The following is a 24,109-nucleotide window of genomic DNA, read 5'->3' as shown; positions in this document are numbered from 1 at the left end:
CCTGAGGGAGAGGGAGCACATCCGGCCACATTTGACACCTTGCCTGGGCTTTTCAGGCTGTGATATCGAACGCCAGAAAGTTTCTCGCAACACGAGGCCGCGCCCTGTAATGCCTGTCCCCGGTGGCAACGCTATATTCGACGCCGGGCATCGCATCGCGCACCACACCGTACCTTCTTCCTGTGGAAGAAGGTGAGGGGAATGGGTAGAGGATAAAATATGCATACACATCAGGACATCCTGCGCACTGAAGGACTGAGTAAATTCTTCCCCGGTGTCAAAGCGCTCGACAATGTCGATTTTAGCCTGCGTCGCGGCGAAATTATGGCTCTGCTCGGCGAAAACGGTGCCGGCAAATCGACGCTGATTAAGGCGCTGACCGGCGTTTATCATCCCGATCGCGGCACTATCTGGCTGGATGGTAACGTCATTTCGCCCAAAAATACCGCCGATGCTCAGCAAGTGGGTATTGGCACGGTCTATCAGGAAGTTAATCTGCTGCCCAATATGTCGGTGGCAGATAACCTGTTTATTGGCCGCGAACCCAGACGTTTCGGTTTTTTGCGCCGTAAAGAGATGGAACGCCGGGCGACGGCATTAATGGCGTCATACGGTTTTTCACTGGACGTACGCGAACCGCTTAATCGTTTCTCGGTCGCCATGCAGCAGATCGTGGCGATCTGCCGCGCTATCGATCTCTCAGCAAAAGTGCTAATCCTCGACGAACCGACTGCCAGTCTGGATACGCAGGAAGTAGAGATGCTTTTCACCCTGATGCGCCAGCTACGGGATCGGGGCGTAAGTCTGGTGTTTGTTACTCACTTTCTCGATCAGGTCTATGAGGTGAGCGATCGCATTACTGTTCTGCGCAACGGCGGCTTTGTCGGCTGCCGTGAGACGCGAGAGCTTCCACAGATCGAACTGGTAAAAATGATGCTCGGCCGCGACCTGGATAATAATGCGCTCCAGCGGGCAGGACGTACGCTACTGAGTGAGAAACCGGTGGCCGCCTTCAATGATTTTGGCAAAAAAGGGGTGATCCATCCATTCAACCTGGAAGTAAGGCCGGGCGAGATCGTCGGACTGGCCGGTCTTCTCGGATCGGGGCGCACGGAAACGGCAGAAGTTATTTTCGGTATCAAACCGGCTGACAGCGGCAGCGCGATGATCAAAGGCAAGCCGCAAACATTGCGTTCACCGCACCAGGCGTCATGTCTTGGCATCGGCTTTTGCCCGGAGGATCGTAAAACTGACGGTATTATCGCCGCCGCCTCGGTGCGTGAGAATATTATTCTGGCGCTTCAGGCCCAGCGCGGCTGGCTGCGCCCCATTCCTCGTCGTGAACAAAACGCGATTGCTGAGCGCTTTATTCGCCAGTTAGGTATCCGCACGCCCAGCGCTGAACAGCCGATTGAGTTTCTCTCCGGCGGCAATCAGCAAAAAGTGCTGCTGTCGCGCTGGCTGTTGACCCGCCCGCAATTCCTGATCCTTGACGAGCCAACCCGCGGTATTGACGTCGGCGCACACGCCGAAATTATTCGCCTGATCGAAACGCTGTGTGCCGATGGGCTGGCGCTGCTGGTGATCTCCTCTGAACTGGAAGAATTGGTGGGTTACGCCGATCGGGTCATTATTATGCGCGATCGCAAACAGGTGGCGGAGATCCCGCTGGATCAGCTCTCCGTTCCGGCGATCATGAATGCCATTGCGGCATAAGGAGAATCTTGTGATGTCCCGATCTCTTCCGCAAACCACGCCGCCAAAACGGCGCTTTCACTGGCCTCCGGGCATGCCGCAGCTGATTGCGCTGGCACTGGTGCTGGTGGTTGATAGCCTGGTTGCCCCGCACTTTTTCCAGATAGTGTTACAGGACGGGCGGCTGTTTGGTAGCCCGATTGATATCCTGAATCGGGCGGCCCCTGTTGCCCTGCTGGCGATCGGTATGACGCTGGTGATTGCGACTGGCGGTATCGATCTTTCCGTTGGCGCAGTGATGGCCATTGCCGGCGCTACCGCCGCCTCAATGACCGTAGCCGGGCATTCACTGACCGTCGTGCTGCTGGCATCGCTGGGCGCGGGCGCGCTGGCCGGGCTGTGGAATGGCATTCTGGTAGCCATTCTCAAGATCCAGCCTTTCGTCGCCACGCTGATCCTGATGGTGGCCGGGCGGGGAGTGGCGCAGCTTATTACTTCCGGGCAAATCGTTACGTTTAACTCACCGCATCTGGCATGGATTGGCAGCGGATCGCTGTTTTTCTTCCCGACGCCGGTAATTATCGCCCTTGTGACGCTGCTGTTGTTCTGGCTTTTTACCCGCAAAACGGCGCTCGGCATGTTTATTGAAGCCGTCGGGATTAATATTCGGGCGGCGAAAAACGCCGGCGTTAATACCCGACTGGTGGTGATGCTGGCATACGTTCTGAGCGGCGTGTGCGCGGCAATTGCCGGGATTATCGTCGCCGCGGATATTCGCGGGGCAGATGCCAATAACGCCGGATTATGGCTGGAACTGGATGCGATCCTGGCCGTGGTTATTGGCGGAGGATCGCTGATGGGCGGACGCTTTAATCTGTTTCTGTCGGTAGTCGGCGCGCTGATTATTCAGGGGATGAACACCGGCATTTTGCTCTCCGGCTTTCCGCCGGAACTGAATCAGGTGGTGAAAGCCGTAGTGGTGATGTGCGTGCTGATTGTTCAGGCACCGCTCTTTATCCAGATGCTAAAAAGAAGAGGTGGTCATGATAAAACGTAACCTGCCGCTGATGATCACACTCGGCGTATTTGTGTTGGGCTATCTTTATTGCCTGACCCAGTTCCCTGGCTTCGCGTCAACGCGGGTCATCTGCAATATCCTGACCGATAACGCTTTTCTGGGGATTATCGCCGTTGGCATGACCTTTGTGATCCTCTCCGGCGGCATCGATCTGTCGGTTGGCTCCGTTATCGCCTTCACCGGCGTGTTTCTTGCCAAAGCGATCGGCTTCTGGGGCCTGTCGCCGCTGGTGGCTTTCCCGCTGGTGCTGGCGATGGGCTGCGCGTTCGGCGCCTTTATGGGATTACTGATTGATGCGCTAAAAATCCCGGCGTTTATTATTACGCTGGCAGGGATGTTCTTTCTGCGTGGCGTAAGCTACCTGGTTTCGGAAGAGTCGATCCCGATTAATCACCCGATATACGACACGCTGTCCAGCCTGGCGTGGAAAATTCCCGGCGGTGGACGGTTGAGTGCGATGGGCCTGCTCATGCTCGGGGTGGTCGTGATCGGCATTTTCCTCGCCCGCCGCACGCGCTTTGGCAACGAAGTCTATGCCATTGGCGGCAACGCTACCTCTGCCAATTTGATGGGCATCTCTACGCGCAGCACCACTATCCGTATTTATATGCTGTCAACTGGCCTTGCGACGCTTGCGGGGATTGTCTTCTCCCTTTATACCCAGGCTGGCTACGCCCTGGCGGGCGTCGGCGTTGAACTGGATGCCATTGCGTCGGTAGTTATTGGCGGAACGCTGTTAAGCGGTGGGGTCGGTACGGTATTAGGCACCTTATTTGGCGTGGCAATTCAGGGACTCATTCAGACCTATATTAATTTCGACGGCACGTTAAGCAGCTGGTGGACCAAAATTGCCATCGGCATCTTATTATTTATTTTTATCGCCCTGCAGCGCGGTCTGACGGTGCTGTGGGAAAATCGTCAAAGCTCGCCGGTTACGCGGGTAAATGTTGCCTCGGCCACGAAAAGCTGACAATACCCTCTCCCGGCGGGAGAGGGTAAATATGCCATCAGGCGTCCGGGAATTCGCGAATAAAACGTTCTACATCGTCGACCATATGGTCGGTACCGACAAAGAACGGACGGCGCTGGTGCAGGGTCTCCGGCATGATATCCAGAATACGATCCTTACCATCGCTCGCCTTGCCACCCGCCTGTTCAGCGAGGAACGCCATCGGGTTGCATTCATACAGTAAACGCAGCTTACCTTCCGGATGGCTGGCGGTGCTTGGATAGAGATAAATCCCGCCTTTCAGCAGATTACGGTGAAAGTCAGCGACCAGCGAACCAATATAACGTGAGGTATAAGGACGCTGGGTCAACTTGTCTTCTTCCTGGCAAAACTTCAGGTATTTCTTCACGCCAGCAGGGAATTTAATATAGTTCCCTTCGTTAATGGAGTACGTATTGCCTTTTTCCGGGAAGCGCATACGTTCCTGACTGAGACAAAATACGCCCAGCGACGGATCGTAGGTAAACGCGTGTACGCCGCAGCCGGTGGTATAAACCAGCATCGTCGATGAGCCATACACCACATAACCTGCTGCCACCTGCTTGTTCCCCGGCTGCAGAAAATCCTCTTCGGTGACCGGCGTCCCGACCGGGGTCACGCGACGATAAATAGAGAAAATGGTGCCGACAGAAACGTTAACATCGATATTGGAAGAGCCGTCCAGCGGATCCATCAGCACCACATATTTGGCGTGCTCGCAGCCTTCAAAAACAACAATCTCATCTTCTTCTTCTGACGCGATACCGGCCACGATATCGCGGGCGCGCAGGGCCGCCTTCAGTTTTTCGTTGGCAAACAGGTCAAGTTTCTGCTGAACTTCGCCCTGGATATTTTCAGCACCGCTGGCACCGAGAATATCGACCAGCCCGGCTTTGTTGATATCGCGGTGGATGATCTTCGCTCCCAGCTTTATTGCCGATAATAAAGCAGTGAGCTCACCGGTAGCATGTGAAAACTCATGCTGCTTTTCGACAATAAATTCACCTAACGTTTTCATAACACTTTCCCTGCATTGTATGTGGATTAATGTTGTTGCAACAATCTTAACAAAGTTTCAAAAGAACGCGCACAGGTGAATCGCGCCAGCAACGCAAGGAAAATCCTGAAATGCATTTCCGCACCGGCGAACATGTGGGTAAAATGTGGCAATAGAAAAGAAGGAAGTCATACATGCGCATTCATATTTTAGGAATTTGTGGCACGTTTATGGGTGGCCTGACCATGCTGGCCCGCTCCCTGGGCCACGAGGTAACAGGATCGGATAACAATGTCTATCCGCCAATGAGCACGCTGCTTGAGAACCAGGGTATTACCCTGATTCAGGGTTACGATGTCGCTCAGCTTGATCCCCAGCCGGATCTGGTGATCATTGGCAACGCGATGACGCGCGGCAATCCCTGTGTCGAAGCGGTACTGGAGCGCAATATTCCCTTCATGTCCGGTCCACAGTGGCTACATGACTTTGTGCTGCGCGACCGCTGGGTGATTGCTATTGCAGGCACTCATGGTAAAACCACCACGGCGGGAATGGCCACCTGGATCCTCGAAGCCTGCGGCTATCAGCCCGGATTTGTCATCGGCGGCGTACCGGGTAACTTTGAGGTTTCAGCGCGTCTGGGCAACAGCCCGTTCTTTGTGATTGAAGCCGACGAATATGACTGTGCGTTTTTCGATAAACGTTCTAAGTTTGTCCACTATTGCCCGCGTACGCTGGTACTGAACAACCTTGAGTTCGATCACGCGGATATTTTTGACGATCTGAAAGCGATTCAGAAACAGTTCCATCATCTGGTTCGCATCGTCCCGGGGCGCGGAAAAATCATCCTGCCAGAGAACGACATCAATCTGAAACAGACGATGGCAATGGGCTGCTGGAGTGAACAGGAGCTGGTCGGTGAGCAGGGACACTGGCAGGCGAAAAAACTGACTACCGATGCCTCCCGGTGGGAAGTACTGCTGGACGGCGAGAAAGTCGGAGAAGTGCAGTGGGCGCTGGTGGGTGAGCATAATATGCACAATGGATTGATGGCCATCGCCGCCGCACGTCATGTGGGCGTCACGCCAGCGGATGCGGCAAACGCGCTGGGGTCATTTATCAATGCCCGTCGCCGCCTTGAGCTGCGCGGTGAGGCTAACGGCGTAACGGTATATGACGATTTTGCGCATCATCCGACCGCTATTCTGGCCACGCTTGCTGCGCTACGTGGCAAAGTTGGTGGCACCGCGCGTATTCTTGCCGTGCTTGAACCACGCTCTAACACCATGAAGATGGGCATCTGTAAAGACGATCTTGCGCCGTCCCTGGGACGTGCGGATGAAGTCTTTCTTCTCCAGCCGCAGCATATTCCCTGGCAGGTGACAGAGGTGGCTGATGCCTGTGTTCAGCCTGCCCACTGGCATGCCGATGTTGATACGCTTGCTGATATGGTGGTGAAAACCGCGCAGCCGGGCGATCATATTCTGGTCATGAGCAACGGGGGTTTTGGCGGTATTCATCAGAAGCTGCTGGATAAACTGGCGAAAAAGGCTGAAGCCACACAATATTAATCGCCATACGTAATGTTGTTATACCGGGGCCGACCATTGTCAGGCCCCTTTTTTATGCGGGTTTACAACGTTGATACGGTTCGCCTATTATTTCAGGGTTTAAATAGCCAACCCTGAAACAGGCAATTGATCATGACAATATTACCCGAGGTGGCCACACCGGTTGAAAAGAACGTAAAGATGGTCAGTGTTGCGCTGAGCGTAAGTATTGCCTCGCTGGTACTCTTTGCGTTAATGGTCCTTTTTGCGGTATTTACAAATTATAGCGATGAGTGGGTTGAGGTTCTCGACCTGGCAGTAATGGCCGGATGGTGTGTGGTCCTGCTATTAATAACGGTCAGTTTCCCCATGAGTATCGCGGGTATGGTGGCTTCAACGCGGCGATTAAAAGCGTTTCTGGCTTTCTTTATTTCCAGTATTACGTTGACGTTATTAGTGGGGAGTCTTTTGCTGGCAGATTCAATGTAGGGAGTAACGGGTACTCCCTGACAGCATTAATACTGACGTGACGGCACTTTTTCAAGTTCAGCTGAACTCTTGCGGCTCATGCCCTGGAAGGGATTCCAGCTATCGACACCTTTAATCGTATGCAGATAATAAGCGCTATTCACTGACATCGCGCAGAAAGCAGCATAGGCCAGGTTTACCCCTCTTACCACGCCGTCGAGATTCAGATCGCCCATCACTTCAACCACCCCTATCAGCAGGTTGATAACGGCAATACCGACAAAAAGCGTCAGGCCTTTTTTCCATAAACCCAGAATACAGAAGTAGATAAAGCCAAAGAAAAAAGCATAAAAGTTATACATGTAGCGCGGGCGCTGTAAAAATTTTAATTTCTTAACGGCATCACGATAACCCGGCGAGCCCGGCAGGCCATTACGCTCAAAGAAGTCGAAGCGATCTTTCCATTTCTCGCTATATGTTTTTTGTGTCATATGTTTTTTCCTTTCCCCAGAGAATACCAGATATGCTGGTTGCCCGAGCAAGGATAGACTATTCAAATTAGCAGGTCAGCTACCGCCTCCCAAATCAGGTGGGGAAATTAAAGACTATTTGACAATATTTATTAATAATGAGAATGGCCTGCCCAATATAACCGGACAGGCCCTGCGGGAATTATTCTTTCGCTATCGGGGTTTCATCGATTTTTAGCGTCGTGGTGCCCTGAATATCGTTAATGGTTTTTTCTACCTCGCTGACCTGGCTGCTGCTGTGTAATAAGGTATAAGTCAGATCGAACTGAGTACTTTCACCAGGCTGAAGTTGCTTCACGCGTTTTTGCTCGCGTTCAATTGTCACCGGATAGGCATAATTTGTACCCGGCTCAATACCGGTCACATAGCCTTGCTTCCCGGTATCGGTATTTTTCCACAGGGTCAGAACGGGCAGCTGGCGAGTATCGAACTGAATAGCGGCACCTTTATCTCCCGCCTTATTGACGACTGCCGCCAGGGTGTGATGATTGCTGTCTGATAACGGTTTGATGTTAAAAACCATTTCATCAAAACCTTTGGTTGGACCCAGATACGTTTGCCACGTTTTCAGACCGTCCTTCGCATAATCGTTGAAGGGGCTGATACTTTCCATGGCCGCAAGAAAACGTGCACCCTCTTCAAGGATCGGTTTACCAAAGTTACTGTGATAAATAATCTGATAATCATGCGGGTAGTCAGCATGGTTGGTTAACACGTCGTGCAGACTAAAGCTGTTGCTGCCGGGCACATAGCGCAATTCAGTCATGGTTTGCAGATCGGCTTTTTTGAAGGTGCTCTCTTTCAGCAAACCGCGAATACGGATCTCATAGGGGGCGGAGTCGCTTACCTCGACTTCTACCTGCGAGGCCGGCGTATTACCCGCTTTGCCATGCAGGGTATAAATCTGACCGTCAGCCGTCACCGGATGCCCGGTCCATTCATAGCCGCAGCGAACCATCATTTCGTTGAATCCTTCCAGCCAGCCCAGACCATTACGGCTTTCCAGATTAATAAATGCCGGATTGACCACCTCTTTAACCGGCGAGTCCCAGCCCATGCGTACGCCAAATCCCTCAACATGCAGTATATTCATACCGCGCGTTGGGCTGAGCGCAATAGTGAGGCCGTCTTTACTGGTAATGGTCAAGACTTTACTGCCTTCCTGTTTGCCGCCGTGCAACACTTTTTGCTCAATGCTGAAATGGCTGTCTTTGATGTTCAGCTTATCGCTGCTGATCTGCCAGTTCCCTTTTTCGGTACTGTTTTCAGCACCCGTCAGCACCCATGTTTGCGCCAGGGCAGGGGCCGAAATTAGCAGGGCCAGCGTAGTCAGTGTCAGTGCCTTTTTCATAAAATCATCCTTTTTGCTGAATCGATTATGTTTTTCATGATGAAATTTAGTGATATCAGCGTTATGAAAATGTGACCTGCCTCACCTGGTGAGTAAACAGCCAAATTTGCCGTGTGAAATATGATCGCTACTGTAAAAATGTGCGCAACTGAATGGCTGTTACATAGATTTAAGTGATGTTGATCGTCAATAGCTTTAACGATTCAGCTTGTTGTGCCTTAGAAAGTGGCGCGAGTAAAAGGGCAGGAAAAAAGAGGGAAAAGGGCTAACGCGGACGTTCCGCGCCAGCCGGAGATATTACAGATCGCTTTCTGCCAGTTCGCGCAGATACTGGAAGATCTGCCGAGCCGATTTTGGCGGTTTATTGGTTTCTTGTTCTTTCTTCGCGTTACGGATAAGCGAACGCAGCTGCTGACGATCTGCCTGCGGCCACAGTCGCAGCACTTCCGGCACCGCGTCATCACCTTCAGCAATCAGACGATCGCGGATCTGCTCCAGCTTGTGGAACATCGCTACCTGCTGGTTATGCCGGTTTTTCAGCTTATCCAGCGCCTGGCGAATGGGTTCAACGTCGCGCTGACGCAGCATTTTGCCGATCAGCTGTAACTGACGACGACGACCTTCCATCTTGATGCGCTGCGCCAGTTCGATAGCAGCACGCAAGTCCTGGTCAAGAGGGATCTTGTCCAGTGCGTTCTTGCCCAGCGCGACCATTTCCGCTCCGAGCTGCTTTAATTCTTCGGCATCACGTTTAATTTCACTTTTGCTGACCCAGATGATTTCATCATCTTCGTCTTCAATATCATCACCGGGAACATCGTCGAGCCAGTCTTCGGGCTGCTTAGTCATATTTGGCTCCTCAAAAAAGAGGCTAATACTAACACTGTGAGCGCACACTGAGAATGGGTTCTCTGTTAGACTTCAATAAACTTCACCTTACATTATGGCATCAGTAATGAAAGTAATCACACAAGTTGCAGAGCAGCGTAAAGTCCTGGAAGAAGCCGTATCAACCGCACTGGCGCTGGCTTCCGGCAAATCCGACGGCGCGGAAGTGGCGGTCAGCAAGACCACCGGGATTGGCGTCAGCACCCGCTACGGTGAGGTGGAAAATGTTGAATTTAACAGTGACGGCGCGTTGGGTATCACCGTTTATCACCAGAATCGCAAAGGAAGTGCCTCATCCACTGACCTCAGCCCGGATGCCATCGCCCGCACCGTGCAGGCCGCGCTGGATATTGCCCGTTATACCTCTCCGGACCCGTGCGCGGGCGTGGCAGACAAAGATCTTCTGGCCTTTGACGCGCCGGATCTTGACCTGTTCCATCCGGCTGAAGTCTCTCCTGACGAAGCCATCGAACTGGCAGCACGCGCGGAGCAGGCATCCCTTAACGCTGATAAACGTATTACCAATACCGAAGGCGGCAGTTTTAACAGCCATTACGGGATCAAAGTCTTTGGCAACAGCCACGGGATGTTGCAGAGCTATTGCTCAACGCGCCACTCGCTCTCCAGCTGTGTGATTGCTGAAGTGAATGGCGAGATGGAACGCGACTACGCCTATACCATCGGCCGCGCGCTGGGCGATTTGCAAAGCCCGGAATGGGTCGGCGAAGAGTGCGCGCGTCGCACCTTATCGCGCCTGTCACCGCGTAAACTCTCTACCATGAAAGCGCCGGTTATCTTCGCTAACGAAGTGGCTACCGGCCTGTTTGGTCATCTGGTAGGCGCCATTGCGGGCGGCGCCGTATACCGTAAATCAACCTTCCTGCTGGATTCACTGGGCCAGCAAATCCTGCCGGAATGGCTGACCATTGAGGAACATCCGCACCTGCTCAAAGGGCTGGCATCTACACCGTTTGACGGCGAAGGCGTGCGCACAGAACGCCGCGACATCATTAAAGATGGGGTATTAACCCAGTGGCTTTTAACTAATTATTCTGCGCGTAAGCTGGGCCTGAAAAGTACCGGCCACGCCGGCGGCATTCACAACTGGCGCATTGCCGGACAGGGTCTGGATTTTGCCGGGCTGTTGAAAGAGATGGGCACCGGGCTGGTGGTCACCGAACTTATGGGACAGGGCGTCAGCGGCATCACCGGCGATTATTCACGCGGTGCAGCGGGCTTCTGGGTTGAAAACGGTGAGATCCAGTATCCGGTAAGCGAAATCACCATTGCGGGCAATCTGAAAGACATGTGGCGCAATATGGTGACCATCGGTAATGATATCGAAACGCGCAGTAATATTCAGTGTGGTTCAGTACTGCTTCCGGAGATGAAAATCGCCGGACAGTAAACTCAGGGCGGCACTGGCCGCCCTTTTTAATAATAAAAAAGGAAGTGAGCGATGCGTAAAACGTTATTGACGATGCTGGCAGTATCCACGCTTGTGCTGAGTTCAGCCCATGTTATGGCTGCCGATCTTGAAGATGATATGGACACCCTTAATACTAATCTGAAGGTGGTCCAGACTACGGACAACGCTGCTGAAATGAAAGCCGCACTCACCGATATGCGTACGGCCGCTCTGGACGCGCAAAAAGCCACCCCGCCAAAACTGGAAGATAAAGCCGCCGACAGCCCGGAAATGAAAGATTATCGCCACGGCTTCGATATCCTGGTCGCGCAAATTGATGGCGCAATTAAGCTCGCCAATGAAGGTAAAGTGAAAGAAGCGCAGGCCGCGGCAGAAGAGTTTAAAACCACGCGCAATACCTATCATAAGAAGTATCGTTAATCACTAAACGCAAAATGCGCTCATGTTAAACCATGAGCGTATTACCAGTTATGCCAGCGGTACATCAGGGCTTTTGACAAACCCGTGTCGGGCATTATTGCACACCTTTCATTGCACCGGATGATGTCAGACGCGGCGCATGTACCCCTTTTCTCATAAGTAAACCTTATTAACCTCACATTTTTCCAGACCAGTAGACGACGCGTTTGCCCGTTAACTGCCGCTGATTTCCACGTTTTTATGTGACGTTTGTCACGATATCCCAGTGAATAATCGTTATTCAGCCCATTTATGCGGCACAGATCACTCTTGCCACTCGCCTTTCCACTTCGAAGTGGAAAACAACTCGCTACAAACTATTAACGTCCGACGGTAGTTTTATCCCAGAGCCAAAAACGGGGTACAACGAGTGAATAACGGAGCTGTCATTAACGACGCTGGAGAACAAACGGAGCAGATTGGCGAGCTTGCCGATCGCATGTTGCCGCAGGTATATGCGCTGCTGGGCCGTCACCACATTATTCCTAATGCCGTACAGGAGCAGATGCTGACCTCCCACGTGCGGGCAATGGCCTTTCGAGCGATCACCGGCGAGCCATTACCCGAAGTCGAGGCCAGCCTGTTCGACGAAATTTCACCAGACTCAATGGCCCTTGCTCGCGACGTGGTCGCAGCATTCGGCAACCTTCCCGAAGAAGAAGCCTGGCTACTGTCAGTTCACTTCGAAGTCGCAAAAGAAAACCTTTAAGGAGCACAAGATGGAACAGATTACCGTAGTGATTGGCGACCGTTTAGGGAAAGGCCAGAAAGTTGCCGCTGGCGTCGAAAAAGCGGGCGGACGTGCCGTGGTGGTGCCGGGTATGGCGGCAGACATGAAGCTGGGCGACATGATGAAAGCTGAAAATGCCACCTTCGGCATCTCATTCTGCGGCAGCGGCGGGGCCGGAGCGATTACTGCCCAGACCAAATATGGCTATAAAGCGAAATACGGTATGCGCTCGGTTGATGAAGGCGTGACCGCCATCAACGAAGGCTGCAACGTGCTGGGGTTTGGCTTTATGGATAAAGAAGAGCTGGGCGAACGTCTGGTACAGGCGTGGCAGAAGAAGCACGGCGCATAAGCATGAAAGAGCAATTCACCACCACGGTGAGAGTCAAGGGTAAAGGCGAGGGCAAATCGCGCGCCTTTGCCGATGCCCTCAACCACGTTCAGGCGGCAGTGATGAAAGCCTCGCCGCATATTTTACTGCGTATTGAGCCACAGGATGTGCAGGTTGTTCACGCGCATGAAACGGTGCGTAAAGAAGCCTTTTTGTTCTTCTTTTTGCGCCGGGAAAGACGGACGTTCAGTGTGGAGCTGGACGTTACCGTCAACGTGACGGCCATCGATCTTGATAAGGTCGATTTTGTCACGCAACGCTGATCCTCAATAATAGGGCGGAACCATGTTCCTGATAATATTAATAAAATCGCTAATCATCGGCGGCCTGGTCGGGGTGGGTGTGGGCGCCGGAGCGGCACGCATGTTTCACGCGCCTACCACGCAGGGGATGGGGGCATTTCGTACGTTAGGTGAGCTGAATTCCTGTGAAGGCGATCCTGCGTCACACTTCTCATTTGGTTTAGGCTTTTTCTTTAACGCCTGGGCATCTTCGGTGGCTGCCGGTTCATTCACTCAGGATGTTGATCATCGCATTATCCCTAACTGGGGCGCGGCAGCGCTGATGATCAAAAATCGCAACGTCGGCGAAACAATGCACGACCCGAAAAAAATGGCCATCGCCTGCGGGATCATTGGCACCTTCGTCGTGACCTTTCTCAACCTGACCGCCTCATCGGTGCCTGAATCTTTACAGGTCACGGCGGTGAAGGTGCTGGTCCCTGCGGCTAACCTGCTGGTTAACATCATCATGCCGGTGATTTTCTGGCTGGCAGCAATTGATGCGGGCAAGAAATCGGGCTTTTGGGCCACTATTTTTGGCGGCGCAGCGCAGCTGATCATGGGCAACGCCGTTCCGGGCCTGGTACTGGGGATCCTGATTGGTAAGGGCGTGGAAGAGAGCGGCTGGCACCGGGTCACCAAAGTGATGATGGGCGCGATTATTACGCTGTTTGTTCTGAGTGCCTTCTTCCGCGGCTTCGACATGAAAATGATCGAATCCTTTAATCTGACCGTGCCGAACTGGCTCGATCTGATCCACAACTCGCTCAGCGGCAAATAACGGAGACGGCAATGGAACAGAATAAAGGGTTTTGGTATGCCGACTGGTCGTTCCCGATCTTCGTTGGTCTGCTCTCCTCCGGCGTATTTGCCGGGACACACATGTATTACCTCTACGGTATTGGTGCGTTTAACGAAGTGGCGTTTGTGGCGATGCTGAAAGCCGGTATGGATACCGGGGTTTACGGCGCGGTGGCAGCCTTTGGTGCCAGCTTTCTTTTCGCCCGTATTATCGAAGGTTCGCTGGTTGGTATTCTGGACATCGGCGGCGCGATCCAGACCGGTGTGGGTCTTGGCGTTCCGGCGCTGCTGCTGGGAGCCGGATTTGTTTTTCCGGTTGAGAACTTCATCGCGTCGCTTTTCACCGGATTAGTGATTGGTCTGGCGATTGGCTATCTGATCATTCTGGCGCGTAAGTTTACCATCAACCAGAGCAACTCCACTTACGGCGCGGATGTGATGATGGGGGCGGGTAACGCGTCCGGACGTTTTCTCGGGCCATTGATTATCCTCAGTGCCATGGCCGCCTCGATCCCTATCGGCATTGGCTCGCTGGTGGGTGCGCTGCTGTTTTACATCTGGCAGAAGCCGATAACCGGCGGGGCGATCCTCGGCGCGATGATCCTCGGCTCGCTGTTTCCGATTGCGATTAGCTAAGTGCCTGAGAAGGTGTAACTTCCAGCGGGCGCGTCATGCGCCCGCACTATCAGGAGAAAGCTATGTTTGATGTACTCCTGCGCCGCGCGCGTCTGGTCGACGATACCGTCACTGATATTGCGCTGCGGGACGGCAAAATTGCGGCGCTGGGCGAGATTAACGGCCCGGCTCCGGTAGATATTGATCTACAGGGTCAATATTATGTCAGCGCGGGCTGGATTGACTCTCACGTCCACTGCTACCCCAACTCCCCGATTTACCACGATCAACCTGACAGTATTGGCATTGCAACCGGAGTCACTACCGTCGTTGATGCAGGCAGTACCGGTGCCGATGATATCGATGATTTTTATACCCTTACCCGCCAGGCGACAACGGAGGTGTATGCGCTACTGAACATCTCCCGCGTTGGACTGATTGCCCAGAACGAACTGGCGAATATGGCCAATATCGATCGCGATGCGGTGCGTGAGGCGGTTAAACGCTATCCCGATTTCATCGTCGGTCTGAAGGCGCGAATGAGCAGTAGCGTGGTTGGGGATAATGGCATTACGCCGCTGGAGCAGGCCAAAGTAATGCAGCAGGAAAACGGTGATTTGCCGTTGATGGTGCATATTGGTAACAGTCCGCCGGATCTTGATGATATTGCCGAACGCCTGACCCGCGGCGATATCATCACCCACTGCTATAACGGCAAACCCAACCGCATCCTTACGCCGGGCGGGGAGCTGCGGGCCTCTGTCACCCGGGCTATTCAACGCGGCGTGCGGCTGGATGTCGGGCACGGAACCGCCAGCCTCAGCTTTGCGGTGGCGCGGAAAGCCATCAGCATGGGCATCCTGCCGCATACCATCAGTTCAGATATTTACTGCCGCAATCGTATCAACGGCCCGGTGTATTCTCTGGCCAACGTGATGTCGAAATTCCTCGCCATTGGTATGTCCCTGCCGCAGGTCATTGAGTGCGTTACCGCCAGCGCGGCAGAAGGGTTACGGCTTACCCACAAGGGGCGACTGGCCGTGGGATATGACGCGGATCTGACCATTTTTACGCTTAAACGCCAGTCGACACTGCTGGTCGATGCTGAGAACGATAGCTTAGCGGCTGACACATTACTGATCCCGCTCGCCGCCGTGCGCGCGGGCACGCTTTATCCGACCGAACAAGGGAGTGCGGAAGATGCCTTCAATCTATGAGAAGTACGGTTTAAAACAGGTGATTAACACCTCCGGGCGCATGACGGCGCTGGGGGTTTCCACGCCGCGTCCGGAAGTGGTGCAGGCGGCGATGGACGGCATGAATCACTATTTCGAAATGAAAGATCTGGTTAATAAAACCGGCGAGTATATTGCGCGGCTGCTGGATGTCGAGGGTGCAACCGTGGTGTCCTGCGCCTCCGCAGGCGTGGCCCAGTCGGTGGCTGCCGTACTGGTAAAAGACAGCGACTGGCTGCTGGAAAATCTGCACATCACCCCGATTGAAAATAATGAAATCGTGCTGCCAAAAGGTCACAACGTTAACTTCGGCGCGCCGGTCGGTACGATGGTGGCACTGGGCGGCGGTAAAATTGTCGAGGCGGGTTACGCTAACGAATGCTCGGCCGACCAGCTTGCCGCCGCGATCACGCCGCGTACGGCGGCCATTATGTACATCAAATCTCACCACTGCGTGCAGAAAAGTATGCTCAGCGTGGAGCAGGCGGCGGTCGTTGCCCGTAAGCACAATCTGCCGCTGATTGTTGATGCCGCCGCAGAAGAAGATCTCCACATCTACTACCGTTCCGGTGCCGATCTGGTGATTTACAGCGGTGCAAAAGCGATTGAAGGGCCGACCAGCGGGCTGGTGATTGGTAAAACGCAGTATGTTGAGTGGGTGAAGCGGCAGACTGCGGGTATTGGCCGGGCGATGAAAGTGGGTAAAGAAGGCATTCTTGGCCTGACCTGCGCCATCGAGCATTATCTCTCCGCTGAAAAAGAGAGCGGGGCGGAAATGGTTAACAAAATGACGCCGTTTATTAACGCGCTAAATGCCCTTGATGGTATTACCGCGCGGGTGGTGTGGGACAGCGCCGGGCGTGATATTGCCCGCGCCGAAATAAAGTTTGACGAAGCGGTAACCGGCGTGGCAACGGGCGATCTGGTCGCCGCGCTGAAACAGGGCGACTACGCCATTTACTTTCGTGGCTATAAAGCCAATGAAGGCATTATTGAAGCCGATGTGCGCAGCGTAAACGCGGCACAGCTGGATATTGTTGCCCGGCGAATTGCCGAAGTGGTTAATCAGGAGAAAATGGCATGAAACTCACCCCTCACTTTTACCGTGACCGCGTTTGTCTGAACGTGCTGGCAGGTTCAAAAGCCAATGCCAGCGCCATTTATGAAGCGGCAGAAGGCCATGTGCTGGTGGGCGTGCTCTCCAAAAACTATCCTGACGTGGCAAGTGCGGTTGCCGATATGCGTGAGTATGCTGCGCTTATTAATAATGCACTGTCGGTAGGGCTGGGCGCGGGCGATCCGAATCAGTCGGCGATGGTCAGCGCCATTTCCCGCGACGTCCAGCCGCAGCACGTTAATCAGGTTTTTACTGGCGTAGCCGCCAGCCGCGCGCTGCTTGGGCAGAATGAGACGGTGGTCAACGGGCTGGTATCACCAACCGGCACGCCGGGGCAGGTTAAAATCTCCACTGGCCCACTCAGCAGCCGGGCACCTGACGGCATCGTACCGGTAGAAACCGCGATTGCCCTGCTCAAGGACCTGGGCGGCAGCTCCATAAAATATTTCCCGATGGGCGGCCTGCAGTGCCGTGACGAATATCAGGCGGTAGCGGAAGCCTGTGCCCGTCACGATTTCTGGCTGGAGCCGACCGGGGGAATCGATCTGGATAATTTTGCTGAGATTTTGCAGATTGCGCTGGATGCCGGCGTAAGCAAAATCATTCCTCACATTTACAGTTCAATTATTGATAAGGTGAGTGGCGATACCCGTCCTGACGATGTGCGTCAGCTGCTGGCCATGACGAAGCAACTGGTGGGGTAATTCACCCTTATCCGCCGCAGTCATAAGCTCCTGGTCTTCTGGCTTTCAGACGAAACGGAACCAAACCGCGATATAAGAGGACACCAACGTGCGATTCCCGAACCAACGTTTAGCGCAGCTGTTTGATATGCTGCAAAACGAGCCGCTACCGCAGGACGAGCTGGCGCAGCGGCTGGCCGTGTCCACGCGCACCGTTCGGGCCGATATCACTGCACTTAACGCCCTGCTGGCTCAGCACGGCGCGCAGTTTATCCTCAGTCGCGGCAGCGGTTATCAGCTCAAAATTGACGATCCTGGCCGCTACCACACGCTGAAAACTACGCAGCCGCGTGCGCTGCGCATACCGCGAAGCGGACAGGAGCGGGTGTATTATCTGGTAGTACGTTTCCTTACCTCGGCTTTTTCACTCAAGCTGGAAGACTTGGCCGATGAGTGGTTTATCAGCCGTGCTACGCTACAAAACGACATGGCTGACGTACGCGAATGGCTCCAGCGCTATCAACTGACGCTCGAAACACGTCCGCGCCACGGAATGAAATTATTCGGCAGCGAAATGGCGATCCGCGCCTGTCTGACGGATCTGCTGTGGAAACTGGCCCAGCAGGATAACCTTAACCCGCTGGTCACCGAAGTGGCACTTAACGCTGGCGTCCCGGAACAGCTGGCGACATTGCTGGACGCCTGTTTTACCCGGCACCATATTCGTCTGACTGACGAAGGGGAGCTGTTTATACGCCTGTATTGTGCGGTAGCGGTGCGCCGCATTAGTGAAGGCTACCCGCTGCCTGACTTTGCTGTTGAAGAGGTAGACGATAACGTGCGCGAGGCCGCACGCGATCTTACTGCAGTGCTGGCAACACTTGCCGGTAAACCCCTTTGCGCGCCGGAGGAAAACTGGCTGCGGGTTCATATTGCTGCCCGTCAGATTCAGGACATCGCACCCAGCGCCATCAACGCCGACGATGATGAAGCGCTGGCAAACTACATCCTGCACTACATCAATACCCACTATAATTACAACCTGCTTAACGATACGCAGCTTCATGCCGATCTATTGACCCATATTAAAACCATGATCACCCGCGTGCGTTATCAAATAATGATCCCCAATCCGCTGCTGGAGAATATTAAGCAGCACTATCCGATGGCGTGGGATATGACGCTTGCCGCCGTTTCCGGCTGGGGAAAATACACGCCGTATACCATCAGTGAAAACGAAATCGGCTTTCTGGTGCTGCATATCGGCGTCGGTCTGGAGCGCCATTATAATATCGGTTATCAACGACAGCCGCGGGTGCTGCTGGTGTGCGATGCCGGTAACGCGATGGCACGGATGATTGAAGCGGTGCTGGCACGTAAATATCCGCAAATTGACGTTACGCGCACGCTGACCCTGCGTGATTATGAACAATGCGAAAACATCGGGGAAGATTTTGTGATTGCTACCGCGCGGGTCAGTGAGAAAGACAAGCCGGTGGCGATAATCTCGCCGTTTCCGACCGACTATCAGCTGGAGCAGATCGGCAAGCTGGTGCTGGTTGACCGCACCCGCCCGTGGATGCTCAATAAATATTTCGACGCCGCGCATTTTCTTCTTATCGATGAACCGGTCGATCAACAAACGCTGTTTAAACGATTGTGCAATCAATTACAGGATGAAGGCTTTGTCGATGCTGAATTTCTCGGGTCGGTCACCGAGCGAGAGGCGATTGTCAGCACCATGCTGGGTGATGGCATTGCATTGCCGCACGCCCTGGGCCTGCTGGCGAGGAAAACCGTGGTCTATACGGTGATTGCCCCCCAGGGGATCGGCTGGGGCGATGAAACAGCGCATGTGATCTTTTTACTGGCGATCAGTAAAAGTGAATATGAAGAGGCGATGGCGATCTACGATATTTTTGTCACGTTCCTGCGCGAACGCGCCATGGCGCGGCTTTGCGCCTGTAAGGATTTTAGCGAGTTTAAAGCGGTAGCGATGGAGTGCGTCAGCCGGTTTTGATCGTCAGGAAAGGGTGAGCGGCGACTCCGTTTACCCTGTTTAACGCAAATGATGCACGACCTGATTGCTGCTTCCGCGCCAGATCAGCGCCGGATCTTTTAGCGCCTGCACAAATTTACCGTCCACCAGCACGTTGATCAGATCCACGATCTGCTTTTGTGCGTCATCCAGTTCATCAAGTTTGTAGCCGGTCCACATCCAGATATCTTTGCCGGGACACTCCGCGCGGATCCGCTGCACCAGCGCGAGGATCGCCGGGACGTTTTGCGGATGCAGGGGATCGCCGCCGGAGAGAGTGATCCCCTGACGTTTGATCCGCGTATCGTTGAGATCGCGAATGATGTGATCGGCCATTGCATCGGTAAACGGCTGCCCGGAATTAAGCCGCCAGGTGCTTTTGTTGTAGCAGCCGGGGCATTCGTGGACGCATCCGGAGACAAACAGCGTGCAGCGCGTGCCGGGGCCGTTAACGATATCAACAGGATAATACTGGTGGTAATTCATTTTTATTTCCTGGGCGCTGTAATGCCGGGTGGCGCGATGCTTACCCGGCCTACAATGGGTATGGTTTTACCGTGTACGCGTTGTTGCCCTCATCCACCTGGGCCCGAACTTAACCAATTTGTCCGTTGCCCAGATGCTTAACGCGGCGCTTCACTTCTTCCTGCTTGCCGGCGTTAAAAGGCCGGGCGTCCGGACTGCCTAAATATCCGCATACGCGCCGCGTTACCGACACGCGTGCCGCATCGTGATTCCCGCATTTCGGGCAGGTAAACCCTTTGCTGGTACATTCAAACTCGCCGGTAAAACCGCACTCGTAGCACTCATCAATTGGCGTATTGGTGCCGTAATACGGCACGTGCTGATAGCTGTAATCCCAGACATCTTCCAGCGCTTTCAGGTTATGCTGAATATTCGGATATTCGCCGTAGCAAATGAAGCCGCCGTTGGCCAGCGGCGGATACGGCGCTTCGAAATCGATTTTATCGTACGGATTCACCTTTTTTTCCACGTCGAGGTGGAAGCTGTTGGTGTAATAGCCTTTATCAGTCACGCCCGCGACTACGCCGAATTCGGCGGTATCCAGACGACAGAAGCGGTCGCACAGATTCTCACTCGGCGTGCTGTACAGGCTAAACCCGTAGCCGGTTTCGTCTTTCCACGCTTCCACCGCGTCGCGCAGGCGCTCAACAATCGCAATACCTTTCGCCCGCAGCGCATCGCTGTCGTACAGATGCTTATCGCCAAACAGCGCATTAATGGTTTCATGAATACCGATATACCCCAGCGAAATCGACGCGCGGCCGTTTTTGAAAATTTCAGAAACGTCATCATCGGCTTTTAACCGTACGCCGCAGGCACCTTCCATATAGAGGATCGGTGCTACCCGTGCTTTGACGCCTTCCAGGCGGGCGATACGGGTCATCAGCGCTTTGCGTGCCAGAACCAGACGCTGATCCAGCAGCTTCCAGAATGCGGCCTCGTTGCCTTTCGCTTCCAGCGCAATACGCGGCAGATTGAGGCTGATCACGCCGAGGTTATTACGGCCATCGTGGATCTGCTCGCCGTTCTCGTTTTCCCATACGCCAAGAAAGCTGCGGCAGCCCATCGGCGTTTTAAACGAGCCGGTGACTTTTACCACCTGATCGTAGTTAAGAATATCGGGATACATCCGTTTGCTTGCGCACTCCAGCGCCAGCTGTTTGATGTCATAGTTGGCATCGCCCGGTTTATGATTCAGGCCGTCGCGGATGGCGAAAACCAGCTTCGGAAACACCGCGGTTTTACGGTTTTTACCCAGACCGGCAATGCGGTTACGCAGAATCGACTGCTGGATCAGGCGCGATTCCCAACTCGTTCCGAGGCCAAAGCCAAAGGTGACAAACGGCGTTTGCCCGTTGGCGGTATGCAGGGTGTTCACTTCATATTCAAGCGACTGGAACGCGTCGTAACACTCTTTCTCGGTGCGCGAATGCGCGTAGCCATTGGCATCCGGGATTTGCCACTCTTCCGCTGTTTTGCGATGTTTATTAAAGCTTTCGGTGACAAACGGGGCCAGCACTTCATCAATGCGGTTAATGGTCGTGCCGCCATAGATATGGCTGGCCACCTGGGCGATGATCTGCGCGGTGACGGCCGTGGCGGTAGAGATGGATTTAGGCGGTTCAATCTCGGCATTGCCCATTTTAAAGCCCTGGGTCAACATGCCTTTCAGGTCGATCAGCATACAGTTGAACATCGGGAAGAACGGCGAATAGTCGAGATCGTGATAGTGAATATCGCCGCGCTCGTGCGCCTGCACCACATCACGCGGCAGCAGATGCTGACGGGCGTAGTGCTTGGCGACAATACCCGCCAGCAGATCGCGCTGGGTCGGGATCACTTTACTGTCTTTGTTGGCATTCTCGTTCAGCAGCGCAGAGTTCGTCTGCTCGACCAGACCGCGAATTTCCTGGTTCAGGCGACCGCGCTTTTCACGTTCGATATCGCGGTCATGGCGATATTCAATATAGGCACGAGCCAGCTGCTTGTAAGGACCGGACATTAACTGGTTTTCAACCGCCGTCTGGATCTCGTTGATATCGACCTGCGCACGGTCCTGCATTTGCTGACTAATGATGTCTGCGACGGTGGCGCAATAGTCTGCGTCATCGACTCCCGCTGCTTTAGCTGCACGCAGAATAGCTTCCTGGATGCGCTCTGATTTGAATGGCGCTTTACAGCCATCTCGTTTCATCACATGCGGTGTCATGATCACTCCATAGTAAAAAGAACAGGTTATCCACAAGAGAAAGGAAGCGCCGGACGATTTTAATCGTGTTGGTATCCAGAGACTTCCGTCAGACTTGGCCCTTTTTATCCACAACCCATGAACAGGGGTATGGTGCAATAATAGCCGAAAAATACCATATATAGGGCCGGGCGGCATTCTAATGCCTATATGTAGTGCTTTCACCAAAGATGTTTGCATTTTTATTGATGCAGAACAAAGTAAAAAGGAGACAGCGCGCAGGACGGGCGCTACAGCGAAGAGGATATTTTCATACTTATTTATTAGGTGAATGAGTGATAAAAGCAGACTGCCCGGTTAACCCGGGCAGTCGATATGGCCTGTTTTTCCCACTCGTTTAGGGGGTTTGCTGTAGCCACCAGATCGCTTCAAAGGGCCGCAATGTCATGGCCCCGGGCTGCGCGGCGGTTTCATCGTAGTTGCTGAGAAGCACCTCCCACGCGCCGTGTCTGGTTTCCGGCTGCCAGTTCTGGCACTCACCGCTCAGGTTGGCGATGGTCAACAGCGTTTGTCCCTGCCACTGACGCCGGTAGCACCAAATATGCGGATGGTCGGGCAGCAAATCCTCGTAGTCGCCCCAGGTCAGCACCGGCTGCGTTTTTCGCAGCGCAATCAGCGTCTGATAGGTGTAAAACACCGACTGCGGATCGTTTAAGGCGGCAGCAACGTTGATCTCACGCGCGTTAGCGTTGACGCCGATCCACGGCTCGCCGGTGGTAAAGCCCGCGTTCGGACCGTCATTCCACTGCATCGGTGTGCGGCTGTTATCCCGCGAACGCACCGCCAGAATATCCAGCAGCTCCTGCGCATCGCGTCCGTTGACCCGCTGTTCAGCGAACATGTTATGGCTTTCAACATCGTGATAATCGGTGATGCGCGTGAAGTGCGGATTGGTCATGCCAATCTCTTCCCCCTGGTAGATATAAGGGGTGCCCTGCATACCGTGCAGCACCATTGCCAGCATTTTGGCGGCGGGTACCCGGTACTGGCCTTCATCGCCGAAGCGCGACACGATGCGCGGCTGATCGTGGTTACACCAGAACAGCGCATTCCACGCCCGCTGATGCATTCCCTGCTGCCAGTGGCGGAACAGCGCCTTCAGCGCGACAAAATCCGGCTGAGCCTGAGTCCACTTTTCGCCGTTGGGATAATCCACTTTCAGGTGATGAAAGTTGAAGGTCATCGACAGCTCGCTACCGTCCAGTGCGGCATACTGTTGACAGTGTGCCAGCGACGTCGAGGACATCTCACCCACCGTCATTAACCCGCGCGGCGTGAACACCTCGCGGCTCATTTCCTGTAAAAACGCGTGCGCATGCGGACCGTCGGTATAGAAACGTCGTCCATCGCCCAGTAAATCGTCCGGGAAGGTCAGATCTTTGGAAATCAGATTGATGACGTCCAGCCGCAGCCCGTCAACGCCGCGATCGGCCCAGAAAGCACAGACCTGCTTTAGTTCAGCGCGGACCGCCGGATTCTCCCAGTTCAAATCCGCCTGCTCCGGAGCAAACAGGTGCAGATAATATTGCTCACTGTCTGCCTGCCAGCGCCACGCGCTGCCGCCGAATTTTGAACGCCAGTTATTGGGGGCCACGTCGGGTGTCCCCTCGCGCCAGAAGTAAAACTCACGATACGGACTGGTTTTATCCAGCGCCTCGCGAAACCACGGATGCTGGGTAGAGGTATGGTTAAACACCATGTCGAGAATAATGCGGAGGCCGCGCGCTTTTGCCGCCGCCACCAGCGCGTCGAAATCATCCAGCGAGCCGTAAGCGGGATCGATAGCGGTATAATTTGCCACATCGTAGCCGTTATCGACCTGGGGAGAGATATAAAACGGTGTCAGCCAGAGCGCATCAACGCCCAGCGTTTTCAGGTAATCCAGATGCTGCGTAACGCCGCGTAAATCGCCGGTGCCGCTGCCGGTGGTGTCCTGAAAGCTCTTCGGATAAATTTGATAGATAACGCCGTTTTGCCACCAGTGGGGAAGGGTATTCATGATTATTTCCTGA

General features: G+C 53.9%; 23 protein-coding genes. 16 read left to right on the top strand and 7 right to left on the bottom strand.

Annotation, left to right across the window (positions count from 1 at the left end; all coding sequences use genetic code 11):
* Positions 1-219: 219 nt before the first annotated feature.
* The 3 genes from ytfR to yjfF are packed head-to-tail and all read left to right on the top strand — an operon-like array spanning position 220 to position 3,743.
* On the top strand, positions 220-1,716 hold the full coding sequence (ytfR, locus tag AC791_RS17110; RefSeq protein WP_049841704.1) for a galactofuranose ABC transporter, ATP-binding protein YtfR: 1,497 nt from the start codon (positions 220-222) through the stop codon (positions 1,714-1,716).
* A 10-nt stretch (positions 1,717-1,726) separates the two neighbouring features.
* Positions 1,727-2,752, top strand: coding sequence for a galactofuranose ABC transporter, ATP-binding protein YtfT (gene ytfT, locus AC791_RS17105; RefSeq protein WP_148677833.1), 1,026 nt, complete (start codon positions 1,727-1,729; stop codon positions 2,750-2,752).
* The gene (gene yjfF / locus AC791_RS17100; protein ID WP_049841702.1) at positions 2,739-3,743 is read left to right on the top strand and encodes a galactofuranose ABC transporter, permease protein YjfF; all 1,005 of its coding nucleotides are present in this window, start codon (positions 2,739-2,741) and stop codon (positions 3,741-3,743) included. Before ytfT ends, yjfF begins: the two co-directional genes overlap by 14 nt.
* A 37-nt stretch (positions 3,744-3,780) precedes the next feature.
* On the opposite strand, the gene fbp is transcribed toward yjfF, so the two are convergent.
* The gene (gene fbp, locus AC791_RS17095) at positions 3,781-4,779 is read right to left on the bottom strand and encodes a class 1 fructose-bisphosphatase (RefSeq protein WP_049841701.1); all 999 of its coding nucleotides are present in this window, start codon (positions 4,777-4,779) and stop codon (positions 3,781-3,783) included.
* Positions 4,780-4,952: 173 nt separating this feature from the next.
* On the opposite strand from fbp, the gene mpl reads away from it, so the two are divergent.
* Entirely contained in the window at positions 4,953-6,329 is a 1,377-nt protein-coding gene (gene mpl, locus AC791_RS17090; RefSeq protein WP_049841700.1) for a UDP-N-acetylmuramate:L-alanyl-gamma-D-glutamyl-meso-diaminopimelate ligase, read from the top strand.
* Positions 6,330-6,461: 132 nt separating this feature from the next.
* Complete coding sequence (locus AC791_RS17085; protein ID WP_049841699.1) at positions 6,462-6,797, top strand: hypothetical protein; 336 nt, start codon at positions 6,462-6,464, stop codon at positions 6,795-6,797.
* Positions 6,798-6,823: 26 nt separating this feature from the next.
* Here AC791_RS17085 and AC791_RS17080 read toward each other — a convergent pair whose 3' ends face one another.
* The 3 genes from AC791_RS17080 to yjgA form a co-directional block, all read right to left on the bottom strand.
* On the bottom strand, positions 6,824-7,267 hold the full coding sequence (locus tag AC791_RS17080) for a DUF2628 domain-containing protein (protein ID WP_049841698.1): 444 nt from the start codon (positions 7,265-7,267) through the stop codon (positions 6,824-6,826).
* A gap of 181 nt (positions 7,268-7,448) precedes the next feature.
* Positions 7,449-8,657 carry an aldose 1-epimerase family protein gene (locus AC791_RS17075; RefSeq protein ID WP_049841697.1) on the bottom strand — a complete coding sequence of 403 codons (1,209 nt, stop codon included), beginning with the start codon at positions 8,655-8,657 and terminating at the stop codon, positions 7,449-7,451.
* Between the two features lie 297 nt (positions 8,658-8,954).
* Positions 8,955-9,506, bottom strand: a complete 552-nt coding sequence (gene yjgA / locus AC791_RS17070; RefSeq protein WP_049841696.1) for a ribosome biogenesis factor YjgA — start codon at positions 9,504-9,506, stop codon at positions 8,955-8,957.
* Positions 9,507-9,600: 94 nt separating this feature from the next.
* On the opposite strand from yjgA, the gene pmbA reads away from it, so the two are divergent.
* From pmbA to AC791_RS17015, 11 genes are all read left to right on the top strand, one after another.
* Positions 9,601-10,953: a metalloprotease PmbA gene (pmbA, locus tag AC791_RS17065; RefSeq protein ID WP_049841695.1), complete on the top strand. Its 1,353-nt coding sequence runs from the start codon at positions 9,601-9,603 to the stop codon at positions 10,951-10,953.
* Positions 10,954-11,004: 51 nt separating this feature from the next.
* A complete protein-coding gene (gene cybC, locus AC791_RS17060) occupies positions 11,005-11,394 on the top strand; it encodes a cytochrome b562 (protein WP_049841694.1) in 390 nt (129 codons plus the stop codon).
* A 409-nt stretch (positions 11,395-11,803) separates the two neighbouring features.
* A complete protein-coding gene (locus AC791_RS17055; protein WP_049841693.1) occupies positions 11,804-12,142 on the top strand; it encodes a glycine dehydrogenase in 339 nt (112 codons plus the stop codon).
* 10 nt (positions 12,143-12,152) lie between these two features.
* Positions 12,153-12,515: an SFCGS family glycine-rich protein gene (locus tag AC791_RS17050; RefSeq protein ID WP_049841692.1), complete on the top strand. Its 363-nt coding sequence runs from the start codon at positions 12,153-12,155 to the stop codon at positions 12,513-12,515.
* 2 nt (positions 12,516-12,517) lie between these two features.
* Positions 12,518-12,817 carry a DUF4312 family protein gene (locus tag AC791_RS17045; RefSeq protein WP_049841691.1) on the top strand — a complete coding sequence of 100 codons (300 nt, stop codon included), beginning with the start codon at positions 12,518-12,520 and terminating at the stop codon, positions 12,815-12,817.
* Between the two features lie 22 nt (positions 12,818-12,839).
* Positions 12,840-13,616, top strand: a complete 777-nt coding sequence (locus tag AC791_RS17040; protein WP_049841690.1) for a DUF4311 domain-containing protein — start codon at positions 12,840-12,842, stop codon at positions 13,614-13,616.
* A gap of 11 nt (positions 13,617-13,627) precedes the next feature.
* Complete coding sequence (locus tag AC791_RS17035; protein WP_049841689.1) at positions 13,628-14,272, top strand: DUF4310 family protein; 645 nt, start codon at positions 13,628-13,630, stop codon at positions 14,270-14,272.
* A 62-nt stretch (positions 14,273-14,334) separates the two neighbouring features.
* Positions 14,335-15,468, top strand: a complete 1,134-nt coding sequence (locus AC791_RS17030; RefSeq protein WP_049841688.1) for an amidohydrolase/deacetylase family metallohydrolase — start codon at positions 14,335-14,337, stop codon at positions 15,466-15,468.
* Complete coding sequence (locus AC791_RS17025; protein ID WP_049841687.1) at positions 15,452-16,570, top strand: DgaE family pyridoxal phosphate-dependent ammonia lyase; 1,119 nt, start codon at positions 15,452-15,454, stop codon at positions 16,568-16,570. The genes AC791_RS17030 and AC791_RS17025 overlap by 17 nt, the downstream gene beginning before the upstream one ends.
* On the top strand, positions 16,567-17,307 hold the full coding sequence (dagF, locus tag AC791_RS17020; protein ID WP_049841686.1) for a 2-dehydro-3-deoxy-phosphogluconate aldolase: 741 nt from the start codon (positions 16,567-16,569) through the stop codon (positions 17,305-17,307). Before AC791_RS17025 ends, dagF begins: the two co-directional genes overlap by 4 nt.
* An 88-nt stretch (positions 17,308-17,395) precedes the next feature.
* Positions 17,396-19,306 carry a BglG family transcription antiterminator gene (locus AC791_RS17015; protein WP_049841685.1) on the top strand — a complete coding sequence of 637 codons (1,911 nt, stop codon included), beginning with the start codon at positions 17,396-17,398 and terminating at the stop codon, positions 19,304-19,306.
* A gap of 39 nt (positions 19,307-19,345) precedes the next feature.
* On the opposite strand, the gene nrdG is transcribed toward AC791_RS17015, so the two are convergent.
* From nrdG to treC, 3 genes are all read right to left on the bottom strand, one after another.
* Complete coding sequence (nrdG, locus tag AC791_RS17010) at positions 19,346-19,810, bottom strand: anaerobic ribonucleoside-triphosphate reductase-activating protein (protein ID WP_049841684.1); 465 nt, start codon at positions 19,808-19,810, stop codon at positions 19,346-19,348.
* Between the two features lie 109 nt (positions 19,811-19,919).
* Complete coding sequence (nrdD, locus tag AC791_RS17005; protein ID WP_049841683.1) at positions 19,920-22,058, bottom strand: anaerobic ribonucleoside-triphosphate reductase; 2,139 nt, start codon at positions 22,056-22,058, stop codon at positions 19,920-19,922.
* 376 nt (positions 22,059-22,434) lie between these two features.
* Entirely contained in the window at positions 22,435-24,096 is a 1,662-nt protein-coding gene (treC, locus tag AC791_RS17000) for an alpha,alpha-phosphotrehalase (protein ID WP_049841682.1), read from the bottom strand.
* Positions 24,097-24,109: the final 13 nt, after the last annotated feature.

It is taken from the genome of Klebsiella sp. RIT-PI-d, from assembly GCF_001187865.1.
Taxonomy (GTDB): Bacteria; Pseudomonadota; Gammaproteobacteria; order Enterobacterales; family Enterobacteriaceae; genus Superficieibacter.
The sequence above is the reverse complement of the archived record's forward strand: the minus strand, read 5'-3'. Positions and strand labels throughout refer to the sequence as shown.

What these genes read in the sequence shown, in the direction of transcription:
- ytfR (WP_049841704.1), top strand. Translation starts at nt 220, where the DNA reads ATGCATACACATCAGGACATCCTGCGCACTGAAGGACTGAGTAAATTC.
- yjfF (WP_049841702.1), top strand. Translation starts at nt 2,739, where the DNA reads ATGATAAAACGTAACCTGCCGCTGATGATCACACTCGGCGTATTTGTG.
- fbp (WP_049841701.1), bottom strand. Translation starts at nt 4,779, where the DNA reads ATGAAAACGTTAGGTGAATTTATTGTCGAAAAGCAGCATGAGTTTTCA.
- mpl (WP_049841700.1), top strand. Translation starts at nt 4,953, where the DNA reads ATGCGCATTCATATTTTAGGAATTTGTGGCACGTTTATGGGTGGCCTG.
- AC791_RS17085 (WP_049841699.1), top strand. Translation starts at nt 6,462, where the DNA reads ATGACAATATTACCCGAGGTGGCCACACCGGTTGAAAAGAACGTAAAG.
- AC791_RS17080 (WP_049841698.1), bottom strand. Translation starts at nt 7,267, where the DNA reads ATGACACAAAAAACATATAGCGAGAAATGGAAAGATCGCTTCGACTTC.
- AC791_RS17075 (WP_049841697.1), bottom strand. Translation starts at nt 8,657, where the DNA reads ATGAAAAAGGCACTGACACTGACTACGCTGGCCCTGCTAATTTCGGCC.
- yjgA (WP_049841696.1), bottom strand. Translation starts at nt 9,506, where the DNA reads ATGACTAAGCAGCCCGAAGACTGGCTCGACGATGTTCCCGGTGATGAT.
- pmbA (WP_049841695.1), top strand. Translation starts at nt 9,601, where the DNA reads ATGGCATCAGTAATGAAAGTAATCACACAAGTTGCAGAGCAGCGTAAA.
- cybC (WP_049841694.1), top strand. Translation starts at nt 11,005, where the DNA reads ATGCGTAAAACGTTATTGACGATGCTGGCAGTATCCACGCTTGTGCTG.
- AC791_RS17050 (WP_049841692.1), top strand. Translation starts at nt 12,153, where the DNA reads ATGGAACAGATTACCGTAGTGATTGGCGACCGTTTAGGGAAAGGCCAG.
- AC791_RS17045 (WP_049841691.1), top strand. Translation starts at nt 12,518, where the DNA reads ATGAAAGAGCAATTCACCACCACGGTGAGAGTCAAGGGTAAAGGCGAG.
- AC791_RS17040 (WP_049841690.1), top strand. Translation starts at nt 12,840, where the DNA reads ATGTTCCTGATAATATTAATAAAATCGCTAATCATCGGCGGCCTGGTC.
- AC791_RS17035 (WP_049841689.1), top strand. Translation starts at nt 13,628, where the DNA reads ATGGAACAGAATAAAGGGTTTTGGTATGCCGACTGGTCGTTCCCGATC.
- AC791_RS17030 (WP_049841688.1), top strand. Translation starts at nt 14,335, where the DNA reads ATGTTTGATGTACTCCTGCGCCGCGCGCGTCTGGTCGACGATACCGTC.
- AC791_RS17025 (WP_049841687.1), top strand. Translation starts at nt 15,452, where the DNA reads ATGCCTTCAATCTATGAGAAGTACGGTTTAAAACAGGTGATTAACACC.
- dagF (WP_049841686.1), top strand. Translation starts at nt 16,567, where the DNA reads ATGAAACTCACCCCTCACTTTTACCGTGACCGCGTTTGTCTGAACGTG.
- nrdG (WP_049841684.1), bottom strand. Translation starts at nt 19,810, where the DNA reads ATGAATTACCACCAGTATTATCCTGTTGATATCGTTAACGGCCCCGGC.
- nrdD (WP_049841683.1), bottom strand. Translation starts at nt 22,058, where the DNA reads ATGACACCGCATGTGATGAAACGAGATGGCTGTAAAGCGCCATTCAAA.
- treC (WP_049841682.1), bottom strand. Translation starts at nt 24,096, where the DNA reads ATGAATACCCTTCCCCACTGGTGGCAAAACGGCGTTATCTATCAAATT.